Raw genomic sequence first — 18,554 nt, forward strand, 5'->3', positions numbered from 1 at the left:
GCATGAGTTCGCCGCCGTGGCGGACCACTGCTAGGGGGGTTCATGAGACACAGAGCGAGATCGATCCTCGCTGTCGGCGCGCTCCTGCTCGGCGGAGCCGCACTCGCACCCGTGGCACAGGCACAGACCGGAGGTTCGGGCACGACCGACCCGGACGAGGTGAAGGTCTTCCACGCCGACGTCACCAAGAAGCAGATTCCCCTGTTGCTCAAGGCCGGCCAGGACGGCCACGAACTCGGCGACCAGGTCTCCGGATCCGGGAAGACGGAAGTCGAGCTCTACCTCACCGACCAGCAGGCCGGGAAGCTGAAGAAGCAGGGCGTCGCCCTCACCGAGCACACCCTCTCGGCCAGGGCCGAGGCCCGGGTCGACAGTGCGTCCCAGGGCGTCTTCCGCCCCTACGGCGGCAGCGGCGGACTGCGGGAGGAGATCCTCCGCACCGCCCAGGCCAACCCCGGCCTCACCAAGGTCGAGTCCATCGGGAAGACGGTCGGCGGCCAGGACATCCTCGCGCTCAAACTGACCAAGGGCGCGAAGAAGTCGGCGGACGGCTCCAAGCCGTCCGTGCTGTACATGTCCAACCAGCACGCGCGCGAGTGGATCACGCCGGAGATGACCCGCCGGCTGATGCACTACTACCTGGACAACTACGGCACCGACAAGCGCGTCAAGAAGATCGTCGACTCGACCGAGCTGTGGTTCGTGCTGTCGGCCAACCCCGACGGCTACGACTACACCTTCCAGAACTCCGACACCCGTCTGTGGCGGAAGAACCTGCGGGACGTCAACGGCGACGGTGTCATCAGCACGGGTGACGGCGTCGACCTGAACCGCAACTTCGGCTACAAGTGGGGCTACGACGACGAGGGTTCGTCGCCCAACCCCACCAGTGAGACCTACCGCGGCGCGAGCCCCGAGTCCGAGCCCGAGACCAAGGCGCTGGACGCCTTCGAGAAGCGGGTCGGGTTCACGTACGGCATCAACTACCATTCGGCCGCCGAACTGCTGCTCTACGGTGTCGGCTGGCAGGTGGCCACCCCGACCCCGGACGACGTCCTCTACAAGGCGCTCGCCGGCACCCTGGACAACCCGGCGATCCCCGGCTACCACTCGCAGGTCTCCTCGGAGCTGTACACCACCAACGGCGAGGCGGACGGACACGCGTCCAACGTCAACGGCATGGCGATGTTCACCCCGGAGATGTCGACCTGCCAGACGGCCTCGAACATCGACCCGAGCGACGCCTGGAACGCGGCTGACTGCCAGTCGGTCTTCAACTTCCCGGACGACGAGAAGCTGATCCAGGACGAGTTCGTGAAGAACATCCCGTTCGCGCTCTCCGTCGCCGAGACCGCCGCCCACCCGGACCAGCCGGTCTCCTCGGTCGGCCTGAGCGCCGCCGACTTCACCCCGGCCACGTTCTCCACCTCGTACACGCGCGGCGCCGACCAGGAGGTCTCCGTCGTCGTCCGCAAGGCGGTCCGCGACAAGGAGCTCAGGTACCGCGTCAACGGCGGCCGCACCCATGACGCGTCGCTCCGGCACTGGAAGGGCGGCGAGACCTACGGCGGTGACGACGACCTCTACTTCGACGAGTACCGGGCCAAGGTGCGGGACGGCGCGCCGGGCGACAAGGTCGAGGTGTGGTTCACCGGCAGGACGAGGAACGGCAAGAAGGTCTCCAGCCCGCACTTCACGTACACCGTCGCCCAGCGTCCCAAGGCGGACACCCTGGTGGTCGCCGAGGAGGGCGCCAAGGCCACCCAGGCGGGGACCTACATCGACGCGCTGAAGGCCGCCGGTCACAAGGCGGTCGTCTGGGACGTCGCCACCCAGGGCGCGCCCGACGCGCTGGGCGTACTGGGGCACTTCCGGACCGTCGTGCACTACTCCGGCACCGGCGGCCCCGGCAACGCCACCCAGCTCCAGCTGCGCGCGTACCTCAACGAGGGCGGCAAGCTGATCGAGGCCGGTGAGCTCGCCGGCGGCAGCGTCAACCTGGCCGACGGCACGCCGTCCGACGACTTCAGCCAGTACTACCTGGGCGCCTACTCCCGTACGTCGACACCGGGGGCCACCGGCTTCACCGGCTCCGGCACGCTGGCCGGGTTCTCCGGCCCGCTGAGCGGCACCACCGCCAACCCGCTCGACAAGGCCGGGACCTACGCCGTCACCTCGGACCAGCTCGCCACCGACACCTACCCCCAGTTCGCCAGCGCGGGGGCCGGGCAGTTCGCCGGGACCGTCAACCCGTACGGGCCGTACTCCGGGTCGTACATGGCCGCGGCCGTCCACACCGACGACTCCTACAAGCGCCTCACCCGCACCATCGACCTCACCGGTGTCACCGCGGCCGACCAGCCGGCCCTCGGCACCAAGCTGCTGTGGGACACCGAACCGGGCTACGACCACGCGATCGTCGAGATCCACACGGTCGGCGCCGACGACTGGACGACCCTGCCCGACAGGGAGGGCGGCACGAAGACCGCCGTACCGTCCGAGTGCGAAGCCGGGTTCCTGATCGCCGAGCACCCGTGGCTCAAGCACTATCTGACCATCGGGGACAACCAGTGCGCCGCCAGCGGCACCAGCGGTGCCTGGAACAGCTTCACCGGCAGCTCGGCGGGCTGGCAGTCCGCGAGCTTCGACCTGAGCGCGTACGCGGGCCACAGGGTCGAGGTGTCCATCAGCTACGTCACCGACCCGAGCACCGGCGGCCACGGCGTCCTCGTCGACGACACCTCGCTCCTGCTCCACGGCACGGCCGCCGAGACCGAGGGCTTCGAGACCTCGCTCGGTCCCTGGAGCGCCGCCGGACCGCCCGCGGGCAGCCCGGCCGTCCTCAAGGACTGGGCCCGCACCGGAGCCCTGTTCCAGACGTACGGAGCGGTCACCACCGACCGGACCGTGCTGCTCGGCTTCGGCCTGGAACAGGTCACCTCGGCCACCGATCGTGCCGCTCTGGTGAAGAAGGCGTTGACGGCACTCGACAAGTGACCCGCACGGCACTCGACAAGTGAGCCGACCCGCTCACGAACGAGTGATATCGAGGTAAGAAGTGGTCGGCATTCCCTGACAGAACGGGGCGTTCCGACCCACGATCCGAGGTGGTCCGTACCCCTACTGGCGGGTACGGACCGCCTCGCCGTGTATGGGGCATCTGGATGTCACCACGGGAGCCTCAGGGAGGTAGGGTCGTGGGTGGTCGGGGACATCCCAAATACAGCTCGCCGGCACCGCATGGCCGGCGTACCAACGAGGAGATCGGTTCGTGACGATCCGCGTAGGCATCAACGGCTTCGGTCGTATCGGTCGCAACTACTTCCGCGCGCTGCTGGAGCAGGGTGCTGACATCGAGATCGTGGCTGTCAACGACCTGGGTGACACCGCGACCACCGCGCACCTGCTGAAGTACGACACGATCCTCGGCCGCCTCAAGGCCGAGGTGTCGCACACCGCCGACACGATCACCGTCGACGGCCACACCATCAAGGTGCTGTCCGAGCGCAACCCCGCCGACATCCCGTGGGGCGACCTGGGCGTCGACATCGTCATCGAGTCGACCGGCATCTTCACCAACAAGGAGGACGCCGCCAAGCACATCGCGGGCGGCGCCAAGAAGGTCCTCATCTCGGCCCCGGCCAAGAACGAGGACATCACCATCGTCATGGGCGTCAACCAGGACAAGTACGACCCGGCGAACCACCACGTCATCTCCAACGCCTCCTGCACCACCAACTGTGTGGCGCCGATGGCGAAGGTCCTCGACGAGAACTTCGGCATCGTCAAGGGCCTGATGACGACGGTGCACGCGTACACGAACGACCAGCGCATCCTGGACTTCCCGCACAAGGACCTGCGCCGCGCCCGTGCCGCCGCCGAGAACATCATCCCGACCACCACCGGCGCCGCCAAGGCGACCGCCCTGGTCCTCCCGCAGCTCAAGGGCAAGCTGGACGGCATTGCCATGCGCGTCCCGGTCCCGACCGGCTCGGCCACCGACCTGGTCGTGACCCTCCAGCGCGAGGTCACCAAGGACGAGGTCAACGCCGCGTTCAAGAAGGCCGCCGACGGCGGCGACCTCAAGGGCTACCTGGCGTACACCGAGGACGAGATCGTCTCCTCGGACATCGTCGGCGACCCCGCCTCCTGCACCTTCGACTCCTCCCTGACCATGGTCCAGGAGGGCAACACCGTGAAGATCCTCGGCTGGTACGACAACGAGTGGGGCTACTCGAACCGCCTCGTCGACCTCACGGTCTTCGTCGGCGACCAGCTCTGATCGACCGAGCACGCACCTCGATGCGGTAGCAGGGCTCGGGCAGCGCACCGTCGCGCCGCCCGAGCCCTGACGCACGTAAGGATCGACCCGCCGTCTACGGTTCGATCAGTCCTCGTACGATCAAGAGCCCTCCTGTAGGAGTCCCCAACCATGAAGACGATCGACGAACTCCTCACCGAAGGCGTCGACGGCAAGCGGGTCTTCGTCCGCGCCGACCTCAACGTGCCGATGGCCGGCGGCCTCATCACCGACGACGGCCGCATCCGCGCCGTCCTGCCGACCGTCAAGGCGCTCGCCGACGCGGGCGCCAAGGTGGTCGTCGCCTCCCACCTGGGCCGCCCCAAGGGTGCCCCGGACCCGGAGTTCTCCCTGCTCCAGGCCGCCGAACGGCTCGGTGAGCTGCTCGGCGCCCCGATCGCGTTCGCCCAGGACACCGTCGGACCCGCCGCCCACGACGCGGTGAACGGCCTTGAGCCCGGCCAGGTCGCGGTCATCGAGAACCTGCGTTTCAACGCCGGTGAGACGTCCAAGGACGACGTCGAGCGCGGCGAGTTCGCGGACCAGCTGGCCGCCCTCGCGGACGTCTACGTCGGCGACGGCTTCGGCGCCGTGCACCGCAAGCACGCCTCCGTCTACGACCTCCCGGCCCGGCTGCCGCACTACGCCGGTTACCTGATCGCCACCGAGGTCGGCGTCCTGAAGAAGCTCACCGAGGATGTCCAGCGCCCCTACGTCGTCGCGCTCGGCGGCGCCAAGGTCTCCGACAAGCTCGCCGTCATCGACGAGCTCCTCGGCAAGGCCGACCGCATCCTCATCGGCGGCGGCATGGCCTACACCTTCCTGAAGGCCAAGGGCTACGAGATCGGCAGCTCCCTCCTCCAGGAGGACCAGCTCGACGCGGTCACCGAGTACATCGAGCGCGCGGAGAAGACCGGCGTCGAGCTCGTCCTGCCCGTCGACACCGTCGTCGCCCCCGGGTTCCCGGACCTGAAGACCAAGGCCCCGGGCAACCCCACCACGGTCGCCGCGGATGCCATGCCGGCCGGCCAGATGGGGCTCGACATCGGCCCCGAGAGCGGCGCGCTGTACGCCGCGAAGCTCGCCGACGCCGAGACCGTGTTCTGGAACGGTCCGATGGGCGTCTTCGAGCACCCCGACTACGCCGCGGGCACCCGGGCGGTCGCCCAGGCCCTCGTGGAGTCCAAGGGCTTCACCGTCGTCGGCGGCGGTGACTCCGCCGCCGCCGTGCGCATCCTCGGCTTCGACGAGAACGCGTTCGGACACATCTCGACCGGTGGCGGCGCCTCCCTCGAATACCTCGAGGGCAAGACGCTCCCCGGCCTCGCCGCACTGGAGGACTGACCTACATGAGCACGCGCACGCCGATCATGGCGGGCAACTGGAAGATGAACCTCAACCACCTCGAGGCCATCGCGCACGTCCAGAAGCTCGCCTTCGCCCTGGCGGACAAGGACTACGAGGCCGTCGAGGTCGCCGTCCTGCCGCCCTTCACCGACCTGCGCTCCGTGCAGACCCTGGTCGACGGCGACAAGCTCAAGATCAAGTACGGCGCCCAGGACATCTCGGCCCAGGACTCCGGCGCCTACACCGGCGAGATCTCCGGCCCGATGCTGGCCAAGCTGAAGTGCACGTACGTGGTCATCGGCCACTCCGAGCGCCGCCAGTACCACCACGAGACCGACGACACGGTGAACGCCAAGGTCAAGGCCGCCTACAAGCACGGTCTGACCCCGATCCTGTGCGTCGGCGAGGAGCTGGAGGTCCGCGACGCGGGCAACCACGTCGCCCACACCCTCGCCCAGGTCGAGGGCGGCCTCAAGGACCTCCCCGCCGAGCAGGCCGAGTCGATCGTGATCGCCTACGAGCCGGTGTGGGCCATCGGCACCGGCAAGGTCTGCGGCGCCGGCGACGCCCAGGAGGTCTGCGCCGCCATCCGCGGCAAGCTGGCCGAGCTGTACGGCCAGGAGCTGGCCGACCAGGTCCGCATCCAGTACGGCGGCTCCGTCAAGTCCGGCAACGTCGCCGAGATCATGGCGCAGGCCGACATCGACGGCGCTCTGGTCGGCGGGGCCTCGCTGGACGCGGACGAGTTCGTCAAGATCGTGCGTTTCCGCGATCAGTGAGCACACCGGTGAGTAGGCGGTAGCGACGATCCGTCGTACCCTTGCGGGGCCGAAGCTGTTATTTGGAGCGTGAGACTTCAAACAGGCTCCGGCCCCGCAGTCCATCCGAATCCGAGGAAGTTGGTCCAGCCGTGGTTTTGGGGTTCTCGATCGCCCTGATCGTCTTCAGCCTGCTGCTGATGCTGCTGGTGCTGATGCACAAGGGCAAGGGCGGCGGCCTCTCCGACATGTTCGGTGGTGGCATGCAGTCCTCCGTGGGCGGCTCCTCGGTCGCCGAGCGGAACCTGGACCGGATCACCGTGGTGATCGGTCTGCTGTGGTTCGCGTGCATCATCGTCCTCGGCATGCTGATGAAGACGAACAGCTGATCCGCGGCTCGCACACACGCACAATCCGCACGTAAGGCCCCATGTTCGGTACGCGCCCCTGAGCGCGGCCTATCATGGGGCTTGCGTCTAGGTGCGGGGACGGTAACTCCCAACACTGGACGCGCGTTGGGCCTTACGTAGACTGAGGCGCTCGCAACGGAGCGACACGCCGACTCGCTTCGCGGCACCATCACGCAGGGAGTTACACCGTGGCAAGTGGCAACGCGATCCGAGGTAGCCGGGTCGGGGCGGGGCCGATGGGCGAGGCCGAGCGCGGCGAGTCCGCGCCGCGTCTGCGCATCTCCTTCTGGTGCTCCAACGGGCACGAGACGCAGCCCAGCTTCGCCAGCGACGCGCAGGTGCCCGAGACCTGGGACTGCCCCCGCTGTGGCTTTCCGGCCGGCCAGGACCGGGACAACCCGCCGGACCCGCCGCGCACCGAGCCGTACAAGACGCACCTCGCGTACGTACGGGAGCGGCGCAGCGACGCGGACGGCGAGGCGATCCTCGCCGAGGCGCTGGCCAAACTGCGCGGCGAGATCTAGGAGTTGACACCGGCCGGGCGCCTTCGGGCGCTTGGCCGCAGTCGTCTCCGCGGCCGGGTCCCGGCCCGTTGTCAGTGGTGCCCTCTACGGTTTGCACATCGGCGAATCGTGAGGGGGCGACGGTGATGACGGGGGAGCGGGCACCCGCGTGGCGCGGGGGATTCGGACGGCTGTGGACGGCCGCCGTGGTCTCCCGGTTCGGGGACGCCTTACGGACCGCCGCGCTGCCCCTGCTGGCCGCGCGCCTGACGGACGACCCGTTCGCCATCGCCTCGGTGACCGCCTGCGGCTACGTCCCGTGGCTGCTGTTCGGGCTGCTCGGCGGTGCCGTCGCGGACCGGGTGGACCAGCGGCGTGCCATGTGGGCCGCGGACACGGTCCGAGGGCTGCTCGTCGCCGCCTTCGCGCTCGCCGTGGGCCTAGGCCACGCCTCGATCCCGCTGCTGCTCGTGCTCGCCTTCGCGCTGACCACCCTCCAGACGCTCTTCGACAACGCGTCCACGGCCCTGCTGCCCGCACTGGTGGACGGCCAGGCCCTCGGCGGGGCCAACGCCCGGCTGATGACCGGTCAGCAGGTGGCCGGCGGCCTGCTCGGCGCCCCGCTGGTGCCGCTGCTGCTCACGGCCGGCGCGTTCATGCCCTTCGCGGCCGACGCGAGTACCTATCTGGTCGCCGCCGTCCTGGTCGCCTCGCTGCGGACCCGGCCCCCGCACCGGCCGCCACGCCCGGCCGGCAGCACCCTGCGCACCGAGATCGGCGAGGGCCTGCGCGTCCTGTGGCGGGACCGGGCGCTCCGGGCGGTCTGCGTCTCCACCCTGCTCTGCAACATCGGCATGGGCGCCCTGATCGCCACCCTGGTGCTGCACGTGACGCGCTGGCTGCACGCGGGCACCGCGGGATACGCGGCGGCCATGACCGCCTACTCGGTGGGCAGCATCGCCGGCGGCTTCCTCGCCCAGCGCGTCGCCCGCCGTACCGGCCGGCTGCGGGCCCTGCTGGTCGCCGGCACGGTCCAGACGGCCGCCCTGGTCCTCATGGGCACCGTCCGGCAGCTCGGCGCCCTGGTCGCCGGCATGCTGCTGCTCGGCGCGATGGGCATGGTGTGGAACGTCAACCAGGTCACGCTGATGCAGCAACGCGCCCCCGAGTCGATGACCGGCCGGATCGCCGCCGCCTTCCGCACCTGCGCCACGTCCGGGGCTCCGCTCGGCGCCCTGCTGGGCGGAGTCGTCGCCGGGGCCGTCGGCCTGAACGGGCCCGCGCTCCTCGCCGCCGCCCTCTTCGGACTGGCCGTCACCTCGTTGATACCGGTGCGCCGGCCGGACGTACCTGTTGTTGCGTCGCCGGACAGCGTGACGGCAGGCGGTGTCCCGCGCTGATCAACTAGGTTGGAACCGGCAGGCGGGGCAGCCGTGCAACAGGACAGGTGCAAGGAAGAAGGCTGAAGTCGCACATGAACGCAGACGGCCGTACCAGGCTCAACCAGATGCCCGAGTGGACCGCGCTCGCCAAGCACCGCGAGGAGCTGGCCGGCACCCATCTGCGGGACCTGTTCGCCGCCGACCCGGGGCGTGGCACCGGCTACACCCTCCAGGTCGGCGACCTCCACATCGACTACTCGAAGCACCTCGTCAACGACGAGACACTGCGGCTGCTGCGGGAGCTGGCCGCCGCCACCGACGTGTTCGGCCTGCGGGACGCCATGTTCCGCGGCGAGAAGATCAACGTCACCGAGGACCGCGCGGTGCTGCACACCGCCCTGCGTGCCCCGCGCGACGCGGTGGTCGAGGTCGACGGGGAGAACGTGGTGCCGCAGGTGCACGCGGTCCTCGACAAGATGGGCGACTTCGCCGACCGGGTCCGCTCGGGTGCCTGGACCGGCCACACCGGCAAGCGCATCCGCAACGTCGTCAACATCGGCATCGGCGGCTCCGACCTCGGCCCCGCGATGGCCTACGAGGTGCTGCGGGCCTTCACGGACCGCGACCTGACGGTCCGTTTCGTCTCCAACGTCGACGGCGCCGACCTGCACGAGGCCACCCGCGACCTGGACGCGGCCGAGACGCTGTTCGTCATCGCCTCCAAGACGTTCACCACGATCGAGACGATCACCAACGCGACGTCGGCCCGCAACTGGGTGCTGGGCGAGCTGAAGGCCGGTCAGGAGGCCGTCGCCAGGCACTTCGTGGCCCTGTCCACGAACGCCGGCAAGGTGACGGAGTTCGGTATCGACCCGGACAACATGTTCGAGTTCTGGGACTGGGTCGGCGGCCGCTACAGCTACGACTCCGCCATCGGCCTCTCCCTGATGATCGCCATCGGCCCGGACCGCTTCCGCGAGATGCTGGACGGCTTCCACCTGGTCGACGAGCACTTCCGCACCGCGCCCGCCGAGAGCAACGTCCCGCTCCTGCTGGGCCTGCTGGGCATCTGGTACGGCAACTTCTTCGACGCCCAGTCGCACGCGGTGCTGCCGTACAGCCACTACCTCTCCAGGTTCACCGCCTATCTCCAGCAGCTGGACATGGAGTCCAACGGCAAGCACGTGGCGCGGGACGGCAAGGTGGTCGACTGGACCACCGGGCCGGTGGTCTGGGGCACCCCGGGCACCAACGGGCAGCACGCCTACTACCAGTTGATCCACCAGGGCACGAAGCTGATCCCGGCGGACTTCATCGGCTTCGCCGAGCCGGTCGCCGAGCTGAGCGGTGAACTCAGGGCGCAGCACGACCTGCTGATGGCCAACTTCTTCGCCCAGACCCAGGCGCTGGCCTTCGGCAAGACCGCCGACGAGGTCCGCGCGGAGGGCGTCGCCGAGGAACTGGTCCCGCACAAGACCTTCGAGGGCAACCGCCCGACGACGACCATCCTCGCCCGCGAGCTGACCCCGTCGGTCCTCGGGCAGCTCGTCGCCCTCTACGAGCACAAGGTGTTCACCCAGGGCGCCGTCTGGGACATCGACTCCTTCGACCAGTGGGGCGTCGAACTGGGCAAGGTGCTCGCCAAGCGCGTCGAACCGGCCCTGACCGAGGGCGCCGAGGTACCCGGCCTGGACGCGTCGACGAAGGCACTGGTGGCCAAGTACCGGGAACTGCGCGGGCGGTAGACCCGAGGCGGTCCGGGGTGGCCCGGATGTGAAAGAACCCGTACGGCCAGGGGCCGTACGGGTTCTTCTCAAGCGGGGGTTGTCACGGCGAGGCCGGCGGATACAGCGACCTCGGCAGCTGGGCCGCCGCCGTCGTGTCCAGGAGCCACAGGGTGCGTTGGCGGCCCTGGGCGCCGGCCGCCGGGGCCTGGATCTCGCCCGCGCCCGAGAGGGCGATGGCGACGGCCTCGGCCTTGTCCTCGCCCGCCGCCAGCAGCCAGACCTCGCGGGCCGAGCGGATCGCGGGCAGGGTGAGGGAGACCCGGGTGGGCGGCGGCTTGGGGGCGCCGTGCACGCCGACCACCGTGCGCTCCGTCTCCCGGACCGCGGGCAGCTCCGGGAAGAGCGAGGCCACGTGGGTGTCCGGACCGACGCCCAGCATCAGGACGTCGAAGGTCGGCACCGGACCGTGGTTCTCGGGGTCGGCCGCGGCGGCCAGCTCCGCCGCGTAGGCCTCGGCCGCCGCGTCCACGTCCGCGCCCCAGGGGCCGTCCGACGCGGGCATGGCGTGCACGCGCTTCGGGTCCACCGGGACCTGGTCGAGCAGGGCCTCGCGGGCCTGGGTGACATTGCGCTCCGGGTCGCCCTCGGGCAGGAAGCGCTCGTCGCCCCACCAGAGGTCGAGCCGGCTCCAGTCCACGGCGTCCCTGGCCGGTGCCGCCGCCAGCGCCGCGAGCAGGCCGTTGCCGTTGCGGCCGCCGGTGAGGACCACGGACGCCTCGCCCCGGGAGGCCTGGGCGTCCACGATCTTCGTGATCAGACGGGCCGCGGCGGCCTGCGCCATCAGCTCCTTGTCGTGGTGCACGACCAGCTGGGGAGTGCTCATGTCGCCTTCGCCCTCTTCTTCAGCGGTGCCGGTTCCTGCGCCGCCTCTGTCGTGGGAGCCTCGGCAGCGGCTTCGGGAGCCGCTGCGACGGTGACCGGTTCTCCTTTGGGCGACGGCTCAGGGGCCGGCGGCACGGTGGCCGACGACGCGTTCAGCCGCTCCACGCCGAACCGCAGCGCCGACGCGTAGGTGTCGTCCGGGTCGAGCCGGCGCAGCTCCTCCGCGATCAGCTCGGCCGTGTCCCGGCGCTTCAGCGCCACCGCGCGGTCCGGCTGCCCGTCGATGGAGAGGGTGGCGAGGGAACCGTCCGCGCGGTCCAGCGCGATCGGGCCCTCGCTGGTGTGCATACGGACCGCCGTCAGACCGGGGCCCGCGGAGAGCGACCGCTTGACGGGGACGTCCAGCCGGTCCGCGAGCCACATCGCGAGCAGCTCGCAGCTCGGGTTGAACTCCTCGCCCTCCACCTCGACGGCCTTGACCTCGCAGACCACCTGGTCCAGGGCCGCCGCCAGCATCGAGCGCCAGGGGGTGATCCGGGTCCAGGACAGGTCCGTGTCACCGGGGGTGTACGTGTCCGCGCGGGCGGACAGCTCCCGTACCGGCTGCTCGGAGGCGTAGGTGTCGGTGACCCGGCGCTGGGCGAGAGCGCCCAGCGGGTCCTTCGCCGGGTCGAGCGGGGCGTTCACCGGCCACCAGACGACGACCGGCGCGTCCGGCAGCAGCAGCGGCAGGACGACCGAGTCGGCGTGCTCGGCGACCTCGCCGTGCAGCCGGAGCACCACCGTCTCGCCGGTGCCCGCGTCCGCGCCCACCCGGACCTCGGCGTCCAGCCGGGACGCCGTACGGTCGCGGGGGGAGCGGGAGACGCGCTTGATGACGACCAGCGTGCGCGAGGGATGCTCGTGCGAGGCGTCGCTGCCCGCCTTCAGGGCGTCGTAGGCGTTCTCCTCGTCGGTGACGATGACGAGGGTCAGCACCATGCCGACGGCGGGGGTGCCGATGGCCCGGCGGCCCCGCACCAGCGCCTTGTTGACCTGGCCGGCCGTGGTGTCCGTGAGGTCTATCTTCATGGCCGGCGCCAGCTCCGTCCGTCTCGTGCGAGCATCTCGTCGGCCTCGACGGGACCCCAGGTGCCCGACTTGTACTGCGCGGGCCTGCCGTGCTTGTCCCAGTACTCCTCGATCGGGTCGAGGATCTTCCAGGACAGCTCGACCTCCGCCGTGCGCGGGAAGAGGTTGGAGTCGCCGAGCAGCACGTCCAGGATCAGCCGCTCGTAGGCCTCCGGCGACGACTCGGTGAAGGACTCGCCGTAGGCGAAGTCCATCGAGACGTCCCGGATCTCCATCGAGGTGCCCGGCACCTTGGAGCCGAAGCGGACCGTGATGCCCTCGTCGGGCTGGACGCGGATGACGATCGCGTTCTGCCCGAGCTCCTCGGTGGCGGTGTGGTCGAAGGGCGAGTGCGGGGCCCGCTGGAAGACCACCGCGATCTCGGTGACCCGGCGGCCGAGGCGCTTGCCGGTGCGCAGGTAGAAGGGGACGCCCGCCCAGCGGCGGTTGTCGACCTCGACCTTGACGGCGGCGTAGGTGTCGGTCTTCGACTTGGCGTCGATGCCGTCCTCTTCGAGGTAGCCGATGACCTTCTCGCCGCCCTGCCAGCCGGCCGCGTACTGGCCGCGCACCGTCGACCTGCCCAGGTCCTTGGGCAGCCGTACGGCGCCGAGCACCTTCTCCTTCTCGGCGGCCAGCGCGTCCGCGTCGAAGGAGGCGGGCTCCTCCATGGCGGTCAGTGCCATCAGCTGGAGGAGGTGGTTCTGGATGACGTCACGGGCGGCGCCGATGCCGTCGTAGTAGCCGGCGCGGCCGCCGATGCCGATGTCCTCGGCCATGGTGATCTGCACGTGGTCCACGAAGGACCGGTTCCAGATCGGCTCGAACATGGTGTTGGCGAAACGCAGCGCCAGGATGTTCTGGACGGTCTCCTTGCCGAGGTAGTGGTCGATCCGGAACACCTGGTCCGGCTCGAACACCTCGTGCACGACCTTGTTGAGCTCCTCGGCCGACTTCAGGTCGTGGCCGAACGGCTTCTCGATGACCGCGCGCCGCCAGGAGCCGCCCGACTGGTCGGCCAGGCCGTGCTTCTTCAGCTGCTGGATGACCACCGGGAAGGAACGCGGCGGCACCGAGAGGTAGAAGGCGAAGTTGCCGCCCGTACCCTGCGCCTTGTCCAGCTCCTCGATGGTGGAGCGCAGCCGCTCGAACGCGTCGTCGTCGTCGAAGGTGCCCTGGACGAAGCGCATCCCCTGGATGAGCTGCTGCCAGACCTCCTCGCGGAACGGGGTGCGGGCGTGTTCCTTGACGGCGTCGTGGACCTCGGCGGCGAAGTCCTCGTGGGCCCACTCACGGCGGGCGAAGCCGACCAGGGAGAAGCCCGGCGGCAGCAGACCCCGGTTGGCGAGGTCGTACACGGCGGGCATGAGCTTCTTGCGGGAGAGGTCGCCCGTGACGCCGAAGATGACCAGGCCCGACGGCCCCGCGATACGCGGGAGCCGTCGGTCCGCGGGGTCACGGAGCGGGTTCGCTCCGGAACCGGAAAGGGGTGACAAGTGATCAGCCCTCCGAGGGGGCCAGGCGCTCCAGCTCCGCCTGGGTCGACTTGAGCAGGTCGTTCCAGGACGCCTCGAACTTCTCGACGCCCTCGTCCTCCAGGACCTGGACCACGTCGTCGTACGAGATCCCGAGCGCCTCGACGGCGTCGAGTTCGGCGCGGGCCTGCTCGTACGTACCGGTGACGGCGTCGCCGGCGACGTCACCGTGGTCCTCGACCGCGAGGAGGGTGGCCTCCGGCATGGTGTTCACCGTGTTCGGCGCCACCAGGTCGACGACGTACAGGGTGTCCTTGTACGCCGGGTCCTTCACGCCGGTGGAGGCCCACAGCGGGCGCTGCTTGCGGGCGCCCGCGGACTCCAGCGCGTTCCAGCGGTCGGAGGAGAAGACCTCCTCGTACGCCTGGTAGGCGAGCCGGGCGTTGGCGACGGCGGACCTGCCGCGCAGCGCCTTGGCCTCGTCGGTGCCGATGTCGTTGAGGCGCTTGTCGATCTCGGTGTCCACCCGGGACACGAAGAACGACGCCACCGAACGGATCAGCGACAGGTCCAGGCCGCGCTCCTTGGCCTTCTCCAGGCCGGTCAGGTAGGCGTCCATGACCTTGCGGTAACGCTCCAGCGAGAAGATCAGCGTGACGTTGACGCTGATGCCGAGGCCGATGACCTCGGCGATCGCCGGCAGACCCGCCTCGGTGGCCGGGATCTTGATGAGCGTGTTGGGGCGGTCCACCAGCCAGGCCAGCTGCTTGGCCTCGGCGACCGTCGCCTTGGTGTTGTGGGCGAGGCGCGGGTCGACCTCGATCGACACCCGGCCGTCCTGGCCGTCGGTCGCCTCGAACACCGGGCGCAGGATGTCGGCGGCGTCACGGACGTCCGCCGTGGTGATCATGCGGATGGCCTCTTCGACGGTGACCTTGCGGGCGGCGAGGTCCGAGACCTGCTGGTCGTAGCCGTCGCCCTGCGAGATCGCCTTCTGGAAGATCGTCGGGTTGGTGGTGACGCCCACGACGTGCTGCTGGTCGATCAGCTCGGCGAGGTTGCCGGACGTGATCCGCTTGCGCGACAGGTCGTCCAGCCAGATCGCGACGCCTTCTTCGGAGAGGCGCTTGAGTGCGTCTGTCATGGAATTACATCTCCTACGTGTCGTATGTGAGCGTCAGCGCTGGGCGGCGGCGATGGATTCCCGGGCCTTGTCGGCCACGTTGTCGGCAGTGAAGCCGAACTCCTGGAAGAGCACCTTGCCGTCCGCGGAAGCACCGAAGTGCTCCAGGGAAACGATGCGGCCGGCGTCGCCCACGTACTTGTGCCACGTGAGACCGATGCCCGCCTCGACCGAGACGCGAGCCCTGACGGACGGCGGCAGAACGCTGTCCCGGTACCCCTGGTCCTGCTCCTCGAACCACTCCACGCACGGCATGGACACCACGCGGGTGGGGACGCCGTCGGCCTCCAGGCGCTCGCGCGCCTCGACGGCGACGTGCACCTCGGAACCGGTGGCGATGAGGATGACCTCCGGGGCCCCGTTCGAAGCCTCGAACAGGATGTAACCGCCCTTGACGGTGTCCTCGTTGGACTCGTACACCGGCACGCCCTGGCGGGTCAGCGCGAGCCCGTGCGGGGCGCCCTTGCCGAACACCTTGGTGTAGCGCCGGAGGATCTCGCGCCAGGCGATCGCGGTCTCGTTGGCGTCGGCGGGACGCACGACGTTGAGGCCGGGGATGGCGCGCAGCGAGGCGAGGTGCTCGACCGGCTGGTGGGTCGGGCCGTCCTCGCCGAGACCGATGGAGTCGTGGGTCCACACGTACGTCACCGGCAGGTGCATCAGCGCCGACAGGCGCACGGAGTTGCGCATGTAGTCGGAGAAGACGAGGAACGTACCGCCGTAGACACGGGTGTTGCCGTGCAGGGTGATGCCGTTCAGCTCCGCGGCCATGGAGTGCTCGCGGATACCGAAGTGGATGGTGCGCCCGTAGGGGTCCGCGCCCGGCAGCGGGTTGTCCGCCGGCAGGAACGAGCTGTCCTTGTCGATGGTCGTGTTGTTCGACCCGGCGAGGTCGGCGGAACCGCCCCACAGCTCGGGGATCACCGCGCCGAGGGCCTGGAGCACCTTGCCGGAGGCGGCACGGGTCGCGACGCCCTTGCCGGGCTCGAAGACCGGGATCTTCTCCTCCCAGCCCTTGGGCAGCTCGCCCGCGGCGATGCGGTCGAAGTCGGCGGCCCGCTCGGCGTTGTTGTCACGCCACAGCTGGAAGGACTTCTCCCACTCGGCCTTGGCGGCCGCGCCGCGCTCCTGGGCCTGCCGGGTGTGGGCGATGACCTCCTCGGCGACGTCGAAGCTCTTCTCCGGGTCGAAGCCGAGGACGCGCTTGGTGGCCGCGACCTCGTCGGCACCCAGCGCCGAGCCGTGCGCGGCCTCGGTGTTCTGCGCGTTCGGGGCGGGCCAGGCGATGATCGAGCGCATCGCGATGAAGGACGGCCGGTCCGTGACCGCCTTGGCCGCCTCGATCGCGTCGTAGATGGCGTGCGGGTCCAGGTCGCCGTCCGGCTTCGGGGCGATCCGCTGCACGTGCCAGCCGTACGCCTCGTACCGCTTGACGGTGTCCTCGGAGACGGCCGTCTCGGTGTCGCCCTCGATCGAGATGTGGTTGTCGTCCCACAGCAGGATCAGGTTGCCGAGCTTCTGGTGGCCCGCCATCGAGGACGCCTCGGCGGAGATGCCCTCCTGGAGGCAGCCGTCACCGGCGATGCAGTAGATGTAGTGGTCGAAGGGCGACTCGCCCTGCGCGGCCTCCGGGTCGAACAGACCGCGCTCGTAGCGGGAGGCCATGGCCATGCCCACGGCGTTGGCGACACCCTGGCCCAGCGGACCGGTGGTGGTCTCCACGCCCCTGGTGTGGCCGTACTCCGGGTGACCGGGGGTCTTCGAGCCCCAGGTGCGGAAGGCTTCGAGGTCCGACAGCTCCAGGCCGAAGCCGGCCAGGTACAGCTGCGTGTAGAGGGTCAGCGACGAGTGACCGGCGGACAGCACGAAGCGGTCGCGGCCCACCCAGTCGGGATCGGACGGGTCGTGCCGCATCACCTTCTGGAAGAGGGTGTACGCGGCCGGCGCCAGGCTCATCGCCGTACCCGGATGGCCGTTGCCGACCTTCTGTACGGCATCGGCGGCCAGGACGCGGGCGGTGTCGACGGCCCGCTGGTCCAACTCGGTCCAGTCGAGGTCTGTGGTGGTCGGCTTGGTGCTCACCCTGGGTCAGGGCTCCTCTCCACATGTTCGGTTACCGGTCCACGGGCACACGCCCACACCGGCTGCCGGTGTACCGGGTGCCCACCGGCCGTTGTCGAGCCTACCCCCGTAAGGACGTGCATTTTTTCGAGTGTTTCCAGACTGCCGGGACTCTCGGGGATCCGCCTCCCGACTGGCCGGGAGGGCGTTCGGCACATGAATACGGAGCCGCTCATCTGACTGCTCAATCGAGCCACCCCACCCCTCTCCCGAGACGCCCGCCAACACGACCCCACCCCCGCGAAGATCGGGGTATCGGCAACGTCTAAAGTGGCGTGGTACGCGCGAGCCTTTACCGTGAGTTCACACGGCGGGGCTCGCTGAAATGTCTCTGTCAGGGGTGTGCGTGACGGCCGTCGAATCCCGTCCAGCGGGGGTACTCGGTGCGAGCGAGAGCCCGAGTCACCGGCCGTTCGGGGCCCGTGTCAAGGCTTTCGTGGCGCTGACCAAGCCGCGGATCATCGAGCTGCTGCTCATCACCACCGTTCCGGTGATGTTCCTGGCGCAGCGAGGCGTGCCCGACCTGACGCTGGTGCTGCTCACGTGCGTCGGCGGCTACCTGTCCGCGGGCGGCGCGAACGCGCTGAACATGTACATCGACCGCGACATCGACGCGCTGATGGACCGGACCTCCCAGCGGCCGCTGGTGACCGGCATGGTCAGCCCGCGCGAGTGCCTCGCCTTCGGCATCACCCTCGCGGTCGTCTCCACGTTGCTGTTCGGGTTCACCGTCAACTGGCTGAGCGCCTGGCTGTCACTCGGAGCGCTCCTCTTCTACGTCGTCGTCTACACGATGATCCTCAAGCGCCGTACGGCGCAGAACATCGTGTGGGGCGGCATCGCGGGCTGCATGCCGGTGCTGATCGGCTGGTCCGCCGTCACCGACTCGCTCTCCTGGGCGCCGCTCATCCTCTTCCTGGTGATCTTCTTCTGGACGCCGCCGCACTACTGGCCGCTGTCCATGAAGGTGAAGGACGACTACGCGCGCGTGGGCGTGCCGATGCTGCCGGTCATCGCCTCCAACAAGGTGGTCGCCAGGCAGATCGTCATCTACAGCTGGGTGATGGTCGTCGTCTCCCTCCTCCTCACCCCCCTCGGCTACACCGGCTGGTTCTACACGCTGGTCGCCCTGGCGGCGGGTGGCTGGTGGCTGTGGGAGGCGCACGCCCTCCAGAACCGGGCCAAGGCCGAGGTGACGGGCGGCAAGCTCAAGGAGATGCGTCTGTTCCACTGGTCCATCACCTATGTCTCGCTGCTCTTCGTGGCCGTCGCGGTGGACCCCTTCCTGAGGTAGTGGACCCCTTCCTGAGGTAGGGGTCACTCGGCCCCTCCGTCGCCAATCGAGCTACCCGTCGG

The 18,554-nt window shown here is 69.6% G+C and carries 14 protein-coding genes; 9 read left to right on the top strand and 5 right to left on the bottom strand.

Annotated features, from left to right (window positions below; genetic code table 11):
* Nucleotides 1–42 precede the first annotated feature (42 nt).
* From AAW13_RS16695 to pgi, 8 genes are all read left to right on the top strand, one after another.
* Nucleotides 43–2,997 carry a M14 family metallopeptidase gene (locus AAW13_RS16695; RefSeq protein ID WP_079178833.1) on the top strand — a complete coding sequence of 985 codons (2,955 nt, stop codon included), beginning with the start codon at nucleotides 43–45 and terminating at the stop codon, nucleotides 2,995–2,997.
* Nucleotides 2,998–3,271: 274 nt separating this feature from the next.
* Nucleotides 3,272–4,282: a type I glyceraldehyde-3-phosphate dehydrogenase gene (gap, locus tag AAW13_RS16700; protein ID WP_046733458.1), complete on the top strand. Its 1,011-nt coding sequence runs from the start codon at nucleotides 3,272–3,274 to the stop codon at nucleotides 4,280–4,282.
* Nucleotides 4,283–4,432: 150 nt separating this feature from the next.
* On the top strand, nucleotides 4,433–5,644 hold the full coding sequence (locus tag AAW13_RS16705; RefSeq protein ID WP_046733459.1) for a phosphoglycerate kinase: 1,212 nt from the start codon (nucleotides 4,433–4,435) through the stop codon (nucleotides 5,642–5,644).
* A 5-nt stretch (nucleotides 5,645–5,649) separates the two neighbouring features.
* Nucleotides 5,650–6,426 (top strand): triose-phosphate isomerase, encoded by a 777-nt coding sequence (gene tpiA / locus AAW13_RS16710; protein ID WP_046733460.1) that lies wholly within the window; start codon nucleotides 5,650–5,652, stop codon nucleotides 6,424–6,426.
* A gap of 131 nt (nucleotides 6,427–6,557) precedes the next feature.
* A complete protein-coding gene (gene secG, locus AAW13_RS16715; protein ID WP_079178834.1) occupies nucleotides 6,558–6,794 on the top strand; it encodes a preprotein translocase subunit SecG in 237 nt (78 codons plus the stop codon).
* 257 nt (nucleotides 6,795–7,051) lie between these two features.
* The gene (locus AAW13_RS16720; protein WP_007448238.1) at nucleotides 7,052–7,339 is read left to right on the top strand and encodes an RNA polymerase-binding protein RbpA; all 288 of its coding nucleotides are present in this window, start codon (nucleotides 7,052–7,054) and stop codon (nucleotides 7,337–7,339) included.
* Nucleotides 7,340–7,464: 125 nt separating this feature from the next.
* Complete coding sequence (locus AAW13_RS16725; RefSeq protein ID WP_071659575.1) at nucleotides 7,465–8,718, top strand: MFS transporter; 1,254 nt, start codon at nucleotides 7,465–7,467, stop codon at nucleotides 8,716–8,718.
* 74 nt (nucleotides 8,719–8,792) lie between these two features.
* Nucleotides 8,793–10,445 (top strand): glucose-6-phosphate isomerase, encoded by a 1,653-nt coding sequence (gene pgi, locus AAW13_RS16730; protein ID WP_046733462.1) that lies wholly within the window; start codon nucleotides 8,793–8,795, stop codon nucleotides 10,443–10,445.
* Between the two features lie 82 nt (nucleotides 10,446–10,527).
* Here pgi and pgl read toward each other — a convergent pair whose 3' ends face one another.
* Genes pgl through tkt form a run of 5 tightly spaced genes read right to left on the bottom strand, consistent with a single transcriptional unit; the run spans nucleotide 10,528 to nucleotide 17,159 of the window.
* Nucleotides 10,528–11,310, bottom strand: coding sequence for a 6-phosphogluconolactonase (gene pgl, locus AAW13_RS16735; protein ID WP_046733463.1), 783 nt, complete (start codon nucleotides 11,308–11,310; stop codon nucleotides 10,528–10,530).
* Nucleotides 11,307–12,380, bottom strand: coding sequence for a glucose-6-phosphate dehydrogenase assembly protein OpcA (gene opcA, locus AAW13_RS16740; protein ID WP_046733464.1), 1,074 nt, complete (start codon nucleotides 12,378–12,380; stop codon nucleotides 11,307–11,309). Before opcA ends, pgl begins: the two co-directional genes overlap by 4 nt.
* Complete coding sequence (gene zwf / locus AAW13_RS16745; protein WP_046733465.1) at nucleotides 12,377–13,915, bottom strand: glucose-6-phosphate dehydrogenase; 1,539 nt, start codon at nucleotides 13,913–13,915, stop codon at nucleotides 12,377–12,379. The genes opcA and zwf overlap by 4 nt, the downstream gene beginning before the upstream one ends.
* Nucleotides 13,916–13,919: 4 nt before the next feature.
* Nucleotides 13,920–15,038, bottom strand: coding sequence for a transaldolase (gene tal / locus AAW13_RS16750; RefSeq protein ID WP_046733466.1), 1,119 nt, complete (start codon nucleotides 15,036–15,038; stop codon nucleotides 13,920–13,922).
* 33 nt (nucleotides 15,039–15,071) lie between these two features.
* A complete protein-coding gene (gene tkt / locus AAW13_RS16755) occupies nucleotides 15,072–17,159 on the bottom strand; it encodes a transketolase (protein WP_046733467.1) in 2,088 nt (695 codons plus the stop codon).
* A 379-nt stretch (nucleotides 17,160–17,538) separates the two neighbouring features.
* On the opposite strand from tkt, the gene AAW13_RS16765 reads away from it, so the two are divergent.
* Entirely contained in the window at nucleotides 17,539–18,492 is a 954-nt protein-coding gene (locus tag AAW13_RS16765; protein ID WP_071659576.1) for a heme o synthase, read from the top strand.
* Nucleotides 18,493–18,554 lie beyond the last annotated feature (62 nt).

Source organism: Streptomyces humi (assembly GCF_001005085.2).
Taxonomy (GTDB): domain Bacteria; phylum Actinomycetota; class Actinomycetes; order Streptomycetales; family Streptomycetaceae; genus Streptomyces; species Streptomyces humi.